Origin of the sequence: Brevundimonas denitrificans, from assembly GCF_030160755.1 — a bacterium.
Lineage (GTDB): Bacteria > Pseudomonadota > Alphaproteobacteria > Caulobacterales > Caulobacteraceae > Brevundimonas > Brevundimonas denitrificans.
This window is the reverse complement of the sequence record NZ_BSOY01000003.1, coordinates 65,538-80,257: the sequence shown is the minus strand read 5'-3', so window position 1 is coordinate 80,257 and position 14,720 is coordinate 65,538. Positions and strand designations below refer to the sequence as shown.

Below are 14,720 nucleotides of genomic sequence, written 5' to 3'. Positions count from 1 at the left end.
GGCTCCGGCAGCGCCGGCAGCGCCGACTGTTCCGGCGCCTGCGGCCGCAACCCCGGTCGTCGTCCAGCCCCCCGCGTCGTCGCCGGCCTTGCCTGTGTCGCCGCCTGCGCCTGCGCCCCAGAGTCCGCCCGCGACCGTGACCCCCGTCAGGGCCGGTCTTCCCGCCGGCGCGGGGCGCGAGACGGTCCAGCAGGTCTGCACCAGCTGTCACGCCATCGGCATGGTCACCGCCAACGGCCGCACCTCCGACGGCTGGGCCGAGGTGATCGAACGGATGATGGGCCTCGGCCTGGAGGCCAGCGACGAGGACCTTCAGACCGTACACGCCTACCTGACGCGAGAGTTCCCGCCCCGCCGGGCGAACTGACGCCAGGCCGTCCGGGCCCGGTTCCGTCTGCGGCCAGGCATGAAGTGAGTGAAAGATGACGAATGCGCTGCTGGCTGATCTGGGCGCCGACGACCGGATGGCCCTTATGGCCGTCGGCCAGAAGCGCGCCTTCTTGCGCGGGCAGGCGATCGGGGCGGTCGGAGGGGCGATCAACACCGTCCTGTTCATCGAGACCGGCGCCGTGGCCGCGACGATTCCGATGAGGAACGGCGAGGCTGTGGAGGCCTTCTCCATGGGTGATGAGGCCGTCACGGGCGGCTGGGGCGGGCAGACACACGGCGCCTATCGTCTGGTGACCAAGTCCGACGTCACCGGACTGGCCGTGGATATCCGAAGTCTGGCCGCCATCATCGAGCGCCGGAGCTCGGTTCGGGCGGTCCTGCTCGATTATGGCGTCCGACTGTCGGTGGAGCTGGCCCAGAACGCAGTCTGCAATCTCAGCCATCGCACCGATGAACGCCTCGCCAAATGGCTGTTGCGGCAGCACGACCGGATGGGCGCGGCGCCCATTCAGGAAACCGTTGTCGGCGTCGCGCAGATCCTCGGCGTCCAGCGGAAGGCGGCCCGTGGAGCCTTCGACGCGTTCCGGGAGGCTGGCCTGGTGGAAACAACGCGGGGCGCGGTGACGATCAGGGATCGCACGGGCATCGAAGCGCGCGTCTGCGAATGCTATGACGCCTCCAGGTCAGTGCGCGACATCCGGATGGCGCCGTCACCTGAATGCCGTCAGGTTGCTTCCGGCGGCGGGCGCCGGATTGGGAGCATGGCATGATCCAGGACGGACCCCGCGAGCTTGAGGACGTTGTCGTGACCGCGGCCCGCCTGCCTCCCGCCGCAGGCGACGCCGCCTTCTCCGTGATCCGGCTTGACGGCGAGCTGCTCGACCGTGCGACCCGGCTGGACGAGGCCTTGGCGACGGTTCCCGCCGTCTCCCTGTTCCGGCGCACCTCCAGCCTCGGCGCCAATCCGACCACGCAAGGGATCAGTCTGCGCGCCATCGCGCCGTCCGGCGCGGGCCGAACCCTGGTCACCCTGGACGGCGTGCCGCTCAACGACCCGTTCGGCGGCTGGGTGATCTGGTCGCAGGTCGCGCCCGAGAGCCTGGAAGGCCTCGACATCATCCGCGGCGCCGGCGCGGGTCCCTATGGCGCGGGCGCCCTGACGGGCGTGATCGCCCTGCGGGAACGCGGCCGCGAGGGCGGCGTCCTCGACGGCTCTCTCGGCGATGGCGGCCGCCGGATCGCAGCGGCCACGACCGTGGGACAGGGTCGCGTGTCGATCACCGGCTCGGCCCTCTACGACCGGTCCAATGGATACACGCCGGTGCGGGGCGCAGCGGCGGGCGCCGCCGACACGCCGCTGGACCTTGAGACGCTGAGCGGGGCCCTGCGCGCGGACATCGGGATCGACAGCGCGACGGCCTTGTCCCTGCATGCCTCGGCCTATGACGAGGCGCGCGGTTCCGGCCTGGCGGGCGCCCGGTCCTCCGGGAGCGGACAGGGCTACAGCGCGACCCTGGCGCGGACGCCGGGCCGCAACCGCCTCGGCTGGCGCGCCCAGGCCTGGCGCCGCGACAGCGACTTCGCCAACTCATCCGTCGCCGTCGCGGCTGATCGGTCCACGACGACCCCCGCCAATGACCAGTTCGCCACGCCCGCCAGCGGCTGGGGCGGCAATCTCGCCCTGCGCGGCGCGGGCCTTGATCTGGGCGACGGCCGGCTGGAATGGGAGCTGGGCGCTGACGCCCGTTTCAGCGAGGGAGAGACGCAGGAGCGGTTCCGCTACATGGCCGGCCAGTTCACCCGCGACCGGTTCGCCGGCGGGGAGACCTCGGTCGCGGGCGGCTATGCCGAGGCCGCCTGGAGCCGCGGACCCTGGCTGGTCGCCGGAGGCCTGCGGCTCGATCACTGGGCAAATGGCCAGGCGCGGCGGCTGGAGCGGGATCGCGCGACCGGCCTGCCGACGCTCGACGAGACCTATCCGGACCGGTCCGGCGACGTCCTCAGCGCGCGCCTCGCCGTCCGCCGGGACCTCGGCGGCGATCTGGCCATGCGCGCCGCCGCCTACTCCGGCTTTCGCCCCGCGACTCTCAATGAGCTGCACCGTCCTTTCCGGGTCGGCAACGACCTGACCGAGGCCAACGCCGCGCTCGAACCCGAAACGCTGCAGGGCGTCGAGGCCGGTCTGTCGTGGGAGGATGAGCGCACCCGTTTAGGCGCGACGCTGTTTGTGAACCGCATTGAGTCGGCGATCGTCAATGTCACCCTCGGCGAGGGACCCGGGATCATTGCGGCCCTGCCGCGCGCAGGCTTCGTCCCGGCTGGCGGCGTGTTGCGCCAGCGGCAGAACGCCGGCGTCATCGAGGCCGTGGGGCTCGAGCTGACTGCGGAACATCGCTTCGAGGATCTCACCCTCGTCGGCGCCGTTTCGGTCACCGACGCCGAGGTGGACGGCGGATCGGCGGCGCCGCAACTGACCGGCCTGCGGCCGGCGCAGGCTCCGGTCCTCAGCGCCACGGCCGGCGCGGATTGGCGCCTGAGCGACCGGCTGACGCTGGGCGTTCGCGGCCGGTATGAGAGCCGGCGGTTCGAGGACGACCTGAACAGCCGCGTGCTCGACGCCGCGCTGACGCTCGACGCGCGCGTCGACTGGCGGGTGAGCGAAGGCGTCATGCTCTACGCCGCGGCCGACAACCTGTTCGACGAGGCGGTCGAGGTGTCGGAAACCGCCAACGGCGTCGCCGGCCTTGGCCCCCCGCGCGCCTTGCGGGCCGGTGTTTCCTTCAGCTGGTGAGCGAGCGAAGCGGGGTCCCCACGACAGGCTCCGTGATCAGCCAGGTTGAAAACAGCCTCCCGTCAGTCGCAGCCCGGCGCGACGGTCTCGAACCGCTCGTCCCACCAGCCCTGCCAGCGGGTCTGCAGCTCCGCGAGGGCCGCCTCGCCGAGGCCGTAGGTGGTCAGGGTCATCATGGTCGTGCCGCGCGGGTTCTTCCCGGTCGGCGGCTGGTCCACGACCACCAGCAGGCCGTCGCCCCAGGCGTCCACCGTGACGCCCGTCTGGTGGCGCGCGAGGAACCAGACCTCGCCGGACGCCCCGTCGTCCGGCCCCAGCGGCATGGCCCAGCGCTCGCCCGGCGCCGGCGCCGCGTCCAGGCCGAGCAGGGACCGGGCCAGCCGGTCCGCACGGGGCGGGCCCGAGAAGAAGAGGGTGCGACGGGTCTGGCCGGGATGGCGGGCGAAGGCGAAGGCCAACTGCCAGGTGAAGGAGATCCAGCCCTCGATCATGCCGTCGAAGACGTCGGACCAGTCGCCGGCGGGGGCCGAGCGCACCACCCGCACGAGGCTGGTCGTCGCGCCGGTCGCCTCGACCTCATAGCGGTCATTGACGCCGACGAAGGTGACGGTCCGTCGCGCCTCGTCGGCCTCGGCGTGGGTGACGAAGATGAAGTCGATCTCGTCCTTGAGGGTGTCGGCGTCCCAGCCGAACCAGTCCTTGATCTTCTGCGGATCGCGCAGGGCGGCCCAGACCGCGTGCGCGGGGGCGGGGACGGTGACCTCGACGAGGACGTGGTCTTCCCTGGTCTGGTCGGGGGCTTCGGTCATGGCGGTCAGTTCCTGGCTGGAGCGGATTTGGCGACGGCGGGATGGGCGACGGCGGTGAGGCGGTAACGGCGGCCCGAGGGGGCCGAGTATTTGCGGGCGAGGGCGGCTGCGGCGGCGCTGACCTCTTCGGTGAAGGCGTCGAAATCCGCGGGCGTGGCGAAGGCGACGTCGGCCTCCACCGTCAGCGTCAGCAGGCGCGAACCTTCGGCGGCCGCGTCCTGGCGCATGCGGGCGACATCGCGGACCATGGTCGAGGCGGTGGTGATCAGGTGATCGGCGGCGTGTCGGTCCTGGGCCTCGACCGCGTCCGGGTCGGGCGGGGCCTGCATCATTCCGGGGTCGAAGACATAGTTCCGCGCGGCGACGAACAGTCGTTCGGTGAAGCCGCGCTTGCGGCGTTCTCCCGCCAGCTGAACGAGGCCGGCGGCCTCAAGCGCGTTCAGGTGATAGCCGATGTTCTGACGCGGCAGTCCCAGCTGTTCGGCCAGACCGGCGGCCGAGGCCGGCTCGGTCAGGGCCGTCAGGATGCGGCGGCGAATGGGCGCCAGCGCCAGCAGGGCGGTGTCCAGATCGTCGAGCAGGGCGGAAGGTCGGGCCGTCATGGCTCCCAACCTGTATTAGACAAAATGATTTGTCAAATGATGGTCAGGCGGAGACGCGGACGTCCTTCGAGGCCCGCTCCAGCACGGTCGCCGGTGATTCCCCGGCGGCGACCTCGGCCACGCCCACCTCGAACTCCACCACGAAAGGCGAGCGGTCGGGGCCGGCGTCGAAGGCGGTGCAGCCGATGACCGCGGCGATCCGGTCGGCGGCGATCCGCGCGGCCGGTCCGTGGGTCGCCGGCAGGGCCAGGGCGAAGACGTCCGGCGACAGGCGGGCGGCGGTGTCTTCCGTGCGGATGAGGCGCGAGACCATGGCCCCGATCTGGGGCAGGGCGCGGTCCAGCCAGCCCCCCTTGCGCGCCTCGACCACAGCCTCGGTCTCGGACACGCGGAGCACTGCGACCGAAAGCGGGCGGCGACGCAGGCGGGCGCCCTCGGCTACGCGCGCCAGATGGCTGGCGAACAGTTCGGGGGTGAACAGGCCGGTCATGGGGTCTGTCAGACCCGAGCCGCGGGCGCTCTCCAGCGCCTTGCGGATGGCGACGTGGCGGCGATGGGCGCGGGCCAGGGCGGTGATCCGTTCGGCCGTCTCTTCCTCGGGCGTATCGGCGGCGGCGACGTCGGCGAAGCCGCGATTATAGAGTTCGGACAGGTTGATCTCGCCCGAGCCGCGCAGATAGAGCACCGCCGGGATGTGATACAGCCGCGTGTTCCGCTTCATGCCCGAGGCGATGGACAGGGCCGGCGTATGGTCCTCGGCGCCCCACAGGACAGCGGCGTCGAACGGTCGCTCATGCAGATAGTCGAAGGCGGTGTAGGGCGTCGGCGCGGCCACGACCTCGCAGCCGCGGGCGGTCAGGGCGTTGGACAGGGCGAGGAAATGCCGGTCGGGCTTGCCTGCGGCGAGCACGCGCAACGGCGTGGCGTCGAGATCGGCGATCGGCAGCGGCTGGCCGCGCGCGGCGAAGGTCGCCTCGCGTAACGAGACCTCCTCCTCGGCGATGGCGGAGCGGACCAGGCTCTCCAGCCGCAGCGCCGCCTGGGCCGCGTGGGGCGGACTGGACATGACGATGTCGGCCAGTCCCGGCTCCCACGTCGCCGCGTCCGGGCCGATGGCGAGAATCGGCAGGCGACGCGGGGTCACGGTCTGGCGCAGGGCGCCGATCCCCTCGACGGCGTCGGGCAGGCGGGCGTCCAGAATCACCGTTTCGAGCGGCCAGTCGATCAGCACCTGGATCGCGCCGGCCAGGGAGCGGGCGGTCACGGTGCGCCAGCCGAGGGCGTCCAGGCCCTGACACAGCGGGCCGATCAGGCCGTCGTCAGGGGCGACGACCAGTATGCGCGGATCGGAACCCAAGGGCGAAATCTCCAGCCGCTCCCAGCGCAGGGCGCGGTCTCATGGCCGTGGACCATAGCGAGGGCAGGCGGCCCTAAGCAACGGGTTGACCGCCGCTTTCCACGGCGGGTTTCCCGTAGGCCGAATTGGGGTAGTAGTGCGAGCTCGCAGGGTGTGGGGACCGGATTGCAGGCGAAATCGGACATCGAAGCAGCGGCGCGCTGGGCCACGCCCGTGCTGTGGGGCCGCCTGTCGGTCAAGGCGTTCACGCGCAGCTGGGGTCGCGACGTGATGCTCTACACCGGCGGCGTGTCCTTCTTCGCCCTGCTGGCGGTGTTTCCGGCCATCGCCATCCTGATCGGCTTCTACAAGGCGGTGCTGTCGATCACCCAGGTCAGCGAACAGGCCGCGGCCCTTGCGGATGTCATGCCGACGGCCGCCCGCGCCATCTTCAAGCTTGAGATCGAGCGGCTGGCCAACGCCTCGGCGCGGACCGTTTCGGCCCAGAGCTTCTTCGCCGTGGTCATCGGCGGCTACGCCGCGCACCGCGGCTTCAAGGCCCTGCTGGCCGGACTGAACCTGATCCACGACGAGAAGGAGCCGCACGGCTTTTTCAAATTCAACCTGCTGGCCTTCTTCGTCGCCCTGGCGGCCTTCCTGTTGTTCACCGTCGTCTCCGGCGCGGTGGTGACCTCACGGCTGCTGGAACATGCCGGTCCGGAAGGGACGGCGTCGACCGGCGGCGGCCTGCCGCTGGACGGATTGTGGCCGGCGCTCGGGCTCGCGATCGGCCTGACCATGCTCTACCGCTACGCCATGTCCCACCGAACGCCGGTGGCCTGGGCGCCGTCCATCGCGGGCGGCGTGGTGGCGACCGTGATGTCGACCGTCTCGTCCTGGCTCTGCGCCATCTATGTCGAGCAGATCGCGCCGCTGGGCGCGACCTATGGATCGGTCGGCGCGGTTGTGGTCCTGCTGATCTGGTTGTCGTGGAACGTCAACGCCATCTTCTATGGCGGCGCCTTCGCGACCGAGATGGAGATCGCCGCCCGATCGATGGGCGCGCCTGAAATCGAACCCGACGAGCCGCTGCCGGATTCGGTGGTCAATCTGTCGGCGCGCCGGGCGTCGCGACCACGATAGTCAGCACCCCGTCGGCCTCGTCGATCGAGACCACTTCTCCGCCCAGCCCGGCCATCAGATGCGGCACGTCGATCCGCGCCATCGGATCGGTGGCCAGCAGGGTCAGGCGCGCGCCGGGGCCGGCTTCACGCATCGCCTTCTGAAGTTTCAGGCTGGGGGTCGGGCAGCGGTGGCCGCGCGCGTCGACGATCATGCGCCGATCCGGTCCAGCAGAAGGCCCAGCGCCACGCGGACGCTGGCCAGTCGAACCTGTTCGCGTCCCATGTCGCCGAAACGGCGCTCGACATGGAACGCGCCGTCCGGGCCGACGGCCCCGAAATGCACCAGCCCCACCGGCTTGTCAGCCGAGCCGCCGCCCGGACCCGCCACGCCGGTCACCGAGACGGCGACCCGGGCCGACGACCGCGTCACGGCGCCGGCGGCCATGGCGCGGGCAACCGGCTCGGACACGGCGCCGTGGGCCTCGATCAGATCCGCGGGCACACCCAGCAGCTCGGTCTTGGCGGCGTTGCTGTAGGTGATGAAGCCGCGTTCGACGACGGCCGAGGAACCCGGAATCGCCGTCAGGGCGCCGGCGACGAGCCCGCCCGTGCAGCTCTCGGCCGTGGCGATAGTCAGACCCCGCGCGACGGCGGCTTCGATCACCTGACGGGCGAGGGTCTGGATGTCGTCAGGGAACATGCGTTCTGGGCCTTCCGAAAGGGCGGCGAGTCGGTTCAGGGTGGCGGAATGCGCCCGGAGACGGCGCCAGCATACGGGGCGGGCATGAGCGACACCACAGGGGACTCCGGCATCGTGTCGGGCGCGCCGGACCGGCTGACGCCCATCCTGTTCGCGGTCGCGATCTTCACCTCGGCGGCGCTGGTGTTCGTGGTCCAGCCGATGGTGACCAAACTGGTCTTGCCGATGCTGGGCGGATCGCCGGCGGTGTGGAACACCGCCATGGTCTTCTTCCAGACCGCCCTGCTGGCCGGCTACGGCTATGCCCACCTGTTGCAGAAGGTCGGATCCATCAAGACCCAGGTGAGCATCCATCTGGGCCTGCTGCTGGTCGCCGCCCTGTTCCTGCCGCTCAGCGTCAACGGTCTGCTGGGCGATCCCGATCCCGCCGCGCCCATCATGTGGCTGCTGGCCACCCTGACCCTGTCCGTGGGCGCGCCGTTCGCCGTGCTCTCGGCCACGGCCCCGCTGCTGCAGGCCTGGTACGCCCGGGTCCGCGTCGGCCATGCCGACGGCCAGAATCCCTATGTCCTGTACGCCGCCTCCAACCTCGGCAGCTTCCTCGCCCTGCTGTCCTATCCGATCCTGATCGAGCCGCTGGCGACCCTGTCGGGGCAGCGCGGCTGGTTCGGCTGGAGCGGCGGCTACATCGCCTTCGTGCTGATGGTCGTGGCCCTGGCCTTCACGGTCTGGCGCCGGCGGCTGGACCAGACGTCGGAGCCCGCGCCGCTCGTGGCCAGCGCGCCCCTCTCATGGCGCGAGAAGGGCGTCCTCGTCCTGCTGGCGGCCGCGCCGTCCAGCCTGATGCTGGGCGTGACCTCCCATCTGTCGACCGACGTCGCCTCGGCCCCCTTCCTCTGGGTGCTGCCTCTGGCGCTGTATCTGCTGACCTTCGTCATCGCCTTTCAGAACCGGCCGTGGATCCCGCTCAACGTCACCCTGATCATCCAGGGCGCCACCGGCGCGATCGTGGTCCTGATCGTGGCCTTTCGTTCGGCCAACTGGTCGCTGGCGTTCGGCCTGCACCTGACTGCCTTCTTCTTCGCCGCCCTGATGTGCCACCAGCTGCTGGCGTCGAGACGGCCCCCGCCGGACCGGCTGACGGAATTCTATCTGCTGATGTCGCTGGGCGGCGTCGTCGGCGGCGCCTTCACGGCCCTGCTGGCTCCGGTCATCTTCAACATGGTTTGGGAGTATCCGCTGGTGCTGGTGCTGGTCGGCCTGGCCCGGCCATGGGGCAAGGGCCGGCTGACCGGCGCGCCTTTGGGAACCCTGATCGCCGCTGCGGTCGTCGCCGCCTCGCCGGTGCTGCTGGCGATCTGGCTCGACGCCAACGACGGCGCGCGCGGGTGGTTCTACGCCAACGTCCCCCTCGGCATGGACCAGCTGACGATGGTCCTGTTGATGCCCGCGGCCATATGCGCCTTCCTGATCCGCGACCGCGCGCTGTTCTTCACCGCCATCCTGCTGATGATCACCCTGTCGGCCCAGTGGATCGCGCGGGGTTATGACTGGAGCTATTCGGAACGCAGCTTCTTCGGCGTGATGCGGGTGGCCAACGCCCCCGATCCGCGGCTGGGCGGCGACGTCCATGTGCTGATGCACGGCACGACCCTGCACGGCGCCCAGGCCCGCGACGGCCGCTTCGACTGCGTCCCCACCCTGTATTACGCCGCCGCCACCCCGATCGGCCAGGCCGCGACCATGGTCGGGCGGCGCGGGCCCGCGAAAATCGGCGTGGTCGGCCAGGGCTCCGGCGCCATGGCGACCTACAAACGCACCGAAGACACCATGACCTTCTTCGAGATCGACCCGATGGTCGATCAGCTGTCGCGCGATCCGCAATGGTTCAGCTACATCTCCCACTGCGCCTCGGGCCCGATCAACACTGTCCTGGGCGACGCGCGGCTGACACTGGCGAAGGAGACGCCGGGGTCCTACGACCTGCTGATCATCGACGCCTTCTCGTCGGACGCCGTGCCGACCCATTTGCTGACGGTCGAGGCCATCGAAGGCTATCTGGCGTTGTTGAAGCCGGACGGCGTGGTCCTGCTGCACCTGTCGAACCGCAACCTCGACATCACCATGCCCGCCGTGGCGGCCGCCCAGGCGTTGGGCAAGCCGAGCCTGCATCAGCTCTACTATGAGCGGGACGATACGCCCGAGATGGCCGAGGCCTCGACCGAGGCGCTGATCCTGTCGCCGACGGCCCAAGGGCTGACCGACTTCATGGCCGACGACCGCTGGAACACCCCGGCCCGGACCGCGATTCGTCCGTGGACAGACGATTACGTCAATCTGTTCGGGTCGCTCCAGCGCAGCATGTTCGACACGCCCGAGCTTCAGGCGCTCAGGAGCCAGTAAGCTCGATCGTCGCGATGGCCTGGGCGGCCAGGCCTTCGCCGCGGCCGGTGAAGCCCATGGCCTCGGTCGTCGTCGCCTTGACGCTGACGGCGTCCAGCGGGAGCGACAGCAGTTCCGCCAGCCGTTCGCGCATGGCCTGACGATGCGGCTTCACCCTGGGCCGCTCGCAGATCAGGGTCACGTCGACATTGACCAGCCGCCCGCCCCGCGCGGCCAGCCGCTCGACGGCATGGATCAGGAAGCGGTCGGATGAGGCGCCCTTCCACTGCGGGTCGGTGGGCGGAAAGTGGTCGCCGATGTCGCCGTCGCCCATGGCCCCGAGGATGGCGTCGGTGAGGGCGTGCAGGCCGGCGTCGGCGTCGGAATGGCCGATCAGCGTCTCGTCGTGCGGAATCTCGACGCCGCACAGCCAGACCGAGGTTCCCGGCCCCCAGCGATGGGCGTCGAAGCCCTGACCGACGCGGGTCTGACGGGGGATGAGCGCTTCGGCCATGGCGAAATCCTCCGGAATTGTGAGCTTCATCAGCCGGGCGTCGCCCTCAATGATCACGACGCCGCCGCCGTTGCGTTCGACCACGGCGGCTTCATCGGTTGCGGCTTCGCCGGCGGGCCAGGCCGCATAGGCGTCGATGATGGTCTGAAGGCGGAAGGCCTGCGGCGTCTGGGCGCGCCACAGGTTTTCGCGGTCGACGCCGCCGGACAGGCGGCCGTCGGTCGCGCGGCGCAGGCTGTCTGTGACCGGCAGGACGGGCAGGGCGCCGTCGGCGTGGGCTAGAGCCTCGAGCAGCCGCCGGATGATGGCCGCACCCAGGAGGGGGCGGGCGGCGTCATGGATAAGGACGGGCCGGTCAGCCGGGCCGCCCAGCGCCGTCAGGCCGTTTCGGACCGAGTCGGCCCGGGCGGCGCCTCCTGACGCCAGCCGCCAGCCTGACAGGCCGGCGAGGGCGGTTTGCGCCTCGGCCTCGGACCCCCGCGCGATCACGACCACGACATCCTCGGCCCCGGCCTTCAGCAGCGCCTCGACCGACCAGCGCACGACCGGCTTGCCGCCCAGGGTGCGCCACTGCTTGGCGCCTCCCGCGCGGGAGCCGGAGCCGGCGGCGACCACGATGGCGGCGAAGGCGGGGAGGGCGGTGGTCATCCCGGCCTTCTAATCGCCGCGGTTGCGCTTGACGAGGGGCGCTTCAGGCCGCGGTAAGGGACGGATGAGCGCAGGGATACAGATCGGCGACGTGTGGGTGCCCGGCCGGGTGCTGACCGCGCCCATGACCGGCATCACCGACCTGCCCTTCCGGCGGCTCGCCTCGCGGCTGGGCGCGGCCTATGTCGCGACCGAAATGGTGGCCGCCGCCGAGCTGGCCCGCGCCCGGCCGGATGTCGTGCGGCGCGCGGCCGTGGGGGAGGGGCTGCCGCTGACGGTGATCCAGCTGGTCGGACGCGATCCCGCCGCCATGGCCGAGGGCGCGCGCATGGCCGAGGCCGCCGGCGCGGACATCGTCGACCTGAATTTCGGCTGTCCGGCCAAGGAGGTCACGGGCTCGGCCTGCGGCTCGGCCCTGATGCGCACCCCTGATCTCGCCTGCCGGCTGATGCAGGCGGCGGTCGAGGCCACCAGCCGGCCGGTGACCGTCAAGATGCGGCTGGGCTGGGACGACGCCCACCGCAACGCGCCCCTGCTGGCGAAGCGGGCCGAGGAGATCGGCGTTCGCGCCGTGACCGTGCACGGCCGCACGCGAGAGCAATTCTATACCGGCGTCGCGGACTGGGCGGCGGTGGGCGAGGTCAAGGCGGCGGTGGGCATTCCGGTCATCGTCAACGGCGACATCCTGACCGCCGACGACGCCCGCGAGGCGCTGCGCCAGTCGGGCGCTGACGCCCTGATGCTGGGGCGCGGCGTCTACGGGCGACCGTGGCTGGCGGCGCATATGGAACGCGCCCTCGCCGACGGGACGGTGCTGCTGGAGCCGGATCGCGACGGGCGCCTGGGAATCGTCATCGAACACCTGCGCGCCTCGGTCGCCTTCTACGGCCTGCCGCTGGGGCTGAAGATGTTCCGCAAACACCTCGGCTGGTACGTCGAACAGGCGCCCTGGCCCGCCGATCCGCTGGAGCGGCGGGCGGCCAAGGGGCGACTCTGCCGACTGGAAACGCCGGAAGCGGTCGAACAGGCGCTGGCGGCGCTCTGGCTGGAGGTGACGCATTCCGGCAACCCAGGTGTTGATATTCCGCCACAGCTGGCCGAGACTGCCGTGGCATGACGGATACGCCCGCCGCCGACACAGAGCCCGCTCCGCCCGCAGATCGACGCGGCGCGGTTCGCTGGTTCTCCGGCTGGTCGGAGGATCGCCGCCGCAACGCCTTCCTGATCGTCTATGCCGTCGCCTTCTTCGTCACCGCCGCCGCCATCTGGCTGGTGGCCGTGGCGCCGGGGGCCAGCGGCGAGGGCGCGCGGGCGGCGGCGAGCCAGGCCGTTCTGGTCATCCTCGGTCTCAATCTGCTGCTGATCGGCGGACTGGCCGCCGTGGTCGGCCGCCGGGCCCTGATGCTCTTCCGCCGCCGCACCGACGCGGGCGCCCGGCTGCACCTGCGGTTCGTGACCCTGTTCTCCATGGTGGCCCTGATCCCGGCGGTGCTGATCGCGCTGGTCTTCGGCGTGCTGGTCAATCGCGGCGTGGACCAGTGGTTCAGCGCCAATGTCGAGACCGCCGTGGAGAACAGCGCCGGCATCGGCCAGGCCTATGTCCGCGACGTCAGCCTGCGTGTTCAGGCCGACCTGGAGACCATCGCCAGCGAACTGGCCGCTCCGGAAGCCCGCGCCCGCTTTGACTATCCGATCCAGTTCTCGGAACTCCTGGCGCAGATCGCCGACCTGTTCGGCTATCCGGCGCTCTACATCGTGGACGGGAGAGGGGAAGTGCTGGCGCGCGGCGAGTTGCCGGGTGCGCCGCCCTACTTCGCGCCTTCGCGCCAGGACCTCGAAACGGCCGGGCTGGGAGAGACCGCGCCTATCGAAGTGACCGAAAACCCGGACGCCATTCGCACGCTGTATCCCTTGTCGGGTTACGGCGACGCCTACCTGTACCTCGTCCGGCCACTGCAGCCCGGCCTCATCGCCCAGATGCGCAATGGCGAGGAATCCATCGTCGCCTTCCGCGAAGCCAAACAGAGCCGCGCCCGCATCCAGGCGGCCTTCGCTCTCGGCTATTTCGAGACGGCTCTACTGGTGCTGGTCGGCGCCATCTGGCTGGGCATGGGGGCCGCCAGCTCGATCTCCGCGCCGATCGGCCGCCTGGTGGAGGCGGCGGACCGGGTCGCCGGCGGCGACCTGACGGCGCGCGTCGACGGCGAGGGCGGGCCGGGCGAGATCAAGACCCTGTCGGCCGCCTTCAACCGGATGACAGGCGATCTCGAGGCGCAGCAGGCGGCGCTCAGGGCCGCGAGCGAGGAGGCGACCGGCCGCAGCCGGTTCATCGAGACCGTGCTGTCGGGGGTTTCGGCGGGCGTGATCGGCCTTGACCGTCTGCGCCGCGTCTCGGCCATCAATGACAGCGCGGTCGAACTGCTCGCCATCCGCGACCCCGCCATCATCGGTCGCCCGCTGGGCGAGGTGTCGCCCGAGCTCAGCGAACTGGCCGCCCGGGCCGAGGCCCATATCGAGGAAGAGATCGACGTCAGTCTCGAAGGCGAGACCCGGCGTCTGCGCGTGCGCATCGAGGGCGGCGTCGGCGGCGAGATGGTGCTGACCTTCGACGACATCACCCGCCTGGTCACGGCCCAGCGCAACGCCGCCTGGCGCGACGTGGCCCGCCGCATCGCCCATGAGATCAAGAACCCCCTGACCCCCATCCAGCTGTCGGCCGAGCGGTTGCGGCGACGCTATCGCAGCCAGGTCGGCGACGATGTCGAGGTGTTCGACCGCTGCACCGAGACCATCATCCGGCAGGTCGGCGACATCGGGCGGATGGTCGATGAGTTCTCGTCCTTCGCCCGCATGCCCGCGCCGCGTTTCACCGCGGTCGATCCGGCCGAACTGCTGCGCGAGGCGGTGTTCGCCCAGCGGGTGGCGGCGGCCGGGATCGGCGTCGAACTGATCGAGCCTCTGCCGAGCGTGGTGTTGCACGCGGACCGTCCCATGGTCGGCCAGGCCCTGACCAACATCCTCAAGAACGCCGGCGAGGCCGTGGCCGCGCGACGCGCCATCGCTCCGCGCGACGGCGACGGCGACCGGCCGGGGATTTCGGCGCGGCTGCTGGTCGAGGACGAGACCGTGGTCTTCATCATCGAGGACGACGGCATGGGCCTGCCGGCCAAGGACCGCGACCGGCTGACCGAGCCCTATGTGACCACGCGCGAGAAGGGCACGGGCCTCGGCCTGGCGATCGTCAAACGCATCTGTGAGGAACACGGCGGCGAGCTCAAACTCGCCGACGCTGAGAGCTTGGCCGGCGCGCGCGTCTGCCTGATCTTTCCCCTGAAATCCCAACCGAAACCGACCGGCGCCGCCGGGACGAAGGACGCGAAAGCGTCCCGGTCCCGCACGGTTCCGGCCGCCGAATAGCGAGGCG

Annotated in this window: 13 protein-coding genes; 7 read left to right on the top strand and 6 right to left on the bottom strand. The window is 70.8% G+C overall.

Features of this window, described 5'->3' with window-relative positions:
* Nucleotides 1–136: 136 nt before the first annotated feature.
* The 3 genes from QQJ79_RS01675 (at nt 137) to QQJ79_RS01665 (ending at nt 3,181) form a co-directional block, all read left to right on the top strand.
* Nucleotides 137–367, top strand: coding sequence for a c-type cytochrome (locus tag QQJ79_RS01675; RefSeq protein WP_284220430.1), 231 nt, complete (start codon nt 137–139; stop codon nt 365–367).
* Nucleotides 368–473: 106 nt separating this feature from the next.
* Nucleotides 474–1,160, top strand: a complete 687-nt coding sequence (locus QQJ79_RS01670; RefSeq protein ID WP_284220429.1) for a Crp/Fnr family transcriptional regulator — start codon at nt 474–476, stop codon at nt 1,158–1,160.
* Nucleotides 1,157–3,181 (top strand): TonB-dependent receptor, encoded by a 2,025-nt coding sequence (locus tag QQJ79_RS01665; RefSeq protein ID WP_284220428.1) that lies wholly within the window; start codon nt 1,157–1,159, stop codon nt 3,179–3,181. Before QQJ79_RS01670 ends, QQJ79_RS01665 begins: the two co-directional genes overlap by 4 nt.
* A 62-nt stretch (nt 3,182–3,243) precedes the next feature.
* Here QQJ79_RS01665 and QQJ79_RS01660 read toward each other — a convergent pair whose 3' ends face one another.
* From QQJ79_RS01660 to QQJ79_RS01650, 3 genes are read right to left on the bottom strand one after another with little or no spacing between them, the layout of a single operon-like run.
* On the bottom strand, nt 3,244–3,990 hold the full coding sequence (locus QQJ79_RS01660; RefSeq protein ID WP_284220427.1) for an SRPBCC family protein: 747 nt from the start codon (nt 3,988–3,990) through the stop codon (nt 3,244–3,246).
* 5 nt (nt 3,991–3,995) lie between these two features.
* Nucleotides 3,996–4,592, bottom strand: a complete 597-nt coding sequence (locus tag QQJ79_RS01655; protein WP_284220426.1) for an ArsR/SmtB family transcription factor — start codon at nt 4,590–4,592, stop codon at nt 3,996–3,998.
* A gap of 43 nt (nt 4,593–4,635) precedes the next feature.
* Nucleotides 4,636–5,949: a diguanylate cyclase domain-containing protein gene (locus QQJ79_RS01650; protein ID WP_284220424.1), complete on the bottom strand. Its 1,314-nt coding sequence runs from the start codon at nt 5,947–5,949 to the stop codon at nt 4,636–4,638.
* A gap of 165 nt (nt 5,950–6,114) precedes the next feature.
* Here QQJ79_RS01650 and QQJ79_RS01645 point away from each other — a divergent pair, with 165 nt between their 5' ends.
* On the top strand, nt 6,115–7,071 hold the full coding sequence (locus QQJ79_RS01645) for a YihY/virulence factor BrkB family protein (RefSeq protein WP_284220421.1): 957 nt from the start codon (nt 6,115–6,117) through the stop codon (nt 7,069–7,071).
* Here the strand turns inward: QQJ79_RS01645 and QQJ79_RS01640 are convergent.
* Entirely contained in the window at nt 7,034–7,264 is a 231-nt protein-coding gene (locus QQJ79_RS01640) for a sulfurtransferase TusA family protein (protein WP_284220419.1), read from the bottom strand. The two genes, QQJ79_RS01645 and QQJ79_RS01640, sit on opposite strands and share 38 nt — an antisense overlap.
* On the bottom strand, nt 7,261–7,752 hold the full coding sequence (locus tag QQJ79_RS01635; RefSeq protein ID WP_284220417.1) for a CinA family protein: 492 nt from the start codon (nt 7,750–7,752) through the stop codon (nt 7,261–7,263). The genes QQJ79_RS01640 and QQJ79_RS01635 overlap by 4 nt, the downstream gene beginning before the upstream one ends.
* Nucleotides 7,753–7,836: 84 nt before the next feature.
* Between QQJ79_RS01635 and QQJ79_RS01630 the strand changes: the two genes are divergently transcribed.
* Nucleotides 7,837–10,155 carry a spermidine synthase gene (locus QQJ79_RS01630; protein ID WP_284220415.1) on the top strand — a complete coding sequence of 773 codons (2,319 nt, stop codon included), beginning with the start codon at nt 7,837–7,839 and terminating at the stop codon, nt 10,153–10,155.
* Here the strand turns inward: QQJ79_RS01630 and QQJ79_RS01625 are convergent.
* Nucleotides 10,142–11,296 (bottom strand): bifunctional 2-C-methyl-D-erythritol 4-phosphate cytidylyltransferase/2-C-methyl-D-erythritol 2,4-cyclodiphosphate synthase, encoded by a 1,155-nt coding sequence (locus tag QQJ79_RS01625; RefSeq protein ID WP_284220413.1) that lies wholly within the window; start codon nt 11,294–11,296, stop codon nt 10,142–10,144. The genes QQJ79_RS01630 and QQJ79_RS01625 overlap by 14 nt on opposite strands.
* Before the next feature lie 64 nt (nt 11,297–11,360).
* Here QQJ79_RS01625 and dusB point away from each other — a divergent pair, with 64 nt between their 5' ends.
* Complete coding sequence (dusB, locus tag QQJ79_RS01620; protein WP_284220411.1) at nt 11,361–12,413, top strand: tRNA dihydrouridine synthase DusB; 1,053 nt, start codon at nt 11,361–11,363, stop codon at nt 12,411–12,413.
* The gene (locus QQJ79_RS01615; protein ID WP_284220406.1) at nt 12,410–14,713 is read left to right on the top strand and encodes a sensor histidine kinase NtrY-like; all 2,304 of its coding nucleotides are present in this window, start codon (nt 12,410–12,412) and stop codon (nt 14,711–14,713) included. Before dusB ends, QQJ79_RS01615 begins: the two co-directional genes overlap by 4 nt.
* Nucleotides 14,714–14,720: the final 7 nt, after the last annotated feature.

Excerpts from the sequence above, each read along its gene's own strand:
- QQJ79_RS01670 (WP_284220429.1), top strand. The coding sequence starts at position 474 with ATGGCCGTCGGCCAGAAGCGCGCCTTCTTGCGCGGGCAGGCGATCGGG.
- QQJ79_RS01665 (WP_284220428.1), top strand. The coding sequence starts at position 1,157 with ATGATCCAGGACGGACCCCGCGAGCTTGAGGACGTTGTCGTGACCGCG.
- QQJ79_RS01660 (WP_284220427.1), bottom strand. The coding sequence starts at position 3,990 with ATGACCGAAGCCCCCGACCAGACCAGGGAAGACCACGTCCTCGTCGAG.
- QQJ79_RS01655 (WP_284220426.1), bottom strand. The coding sequence starts at position 4,592 with ATGACGGCCCGACCTTCCGCCCTGCTCGACGATCTGGACACCGCCCTG.
- QQJ79_RS01640 (WP_284220419.1), bottom strand. The coding sequence starts at position 7,264 with ATGATCGTCGACGCGCGCGGCCACCGCTGCCCGACCCCCAGCCTGAAA.
- QQJ79_RS01635 (WP_284220417.1), bottom strand. The coding sequence starts at position 7,752 with ATGTTCCCTGACGACATCCAGACCCTCGCCCGTCAGGTGATCGAAGCC.
- QQJ79_RS01630 (WP_284220415.1), top strand. The coding sequence starts at position 7,837 with ATGAGCGACACCACAGGGGACTCCGGCATCGTGTCGGGCGCGCCGGAC.
- QQJ79_RS01625 (WP_284220413.1), bottom strand. The coding sequence starts at position 11,296 with ATGACCACCGCCCTCCCCGCCTTCGCCGCCATCGTGGTCGCCGCCGGC.
- dusB (WP_284220411.1), top strand. The coding sequence starts at position 11,361 with ATGAGCGCAGGGATACAGATCGGCGACGTGTGGGTGCCCGGCCGGGTG.
- QQJ79_RS01615 (WP_284220406.1), top strand. The coding sequence starts at position 12,410 with ATGACGGATACGCCCGCCGCCGACACAGAGCCCGCTCCGCCCGCAGAT.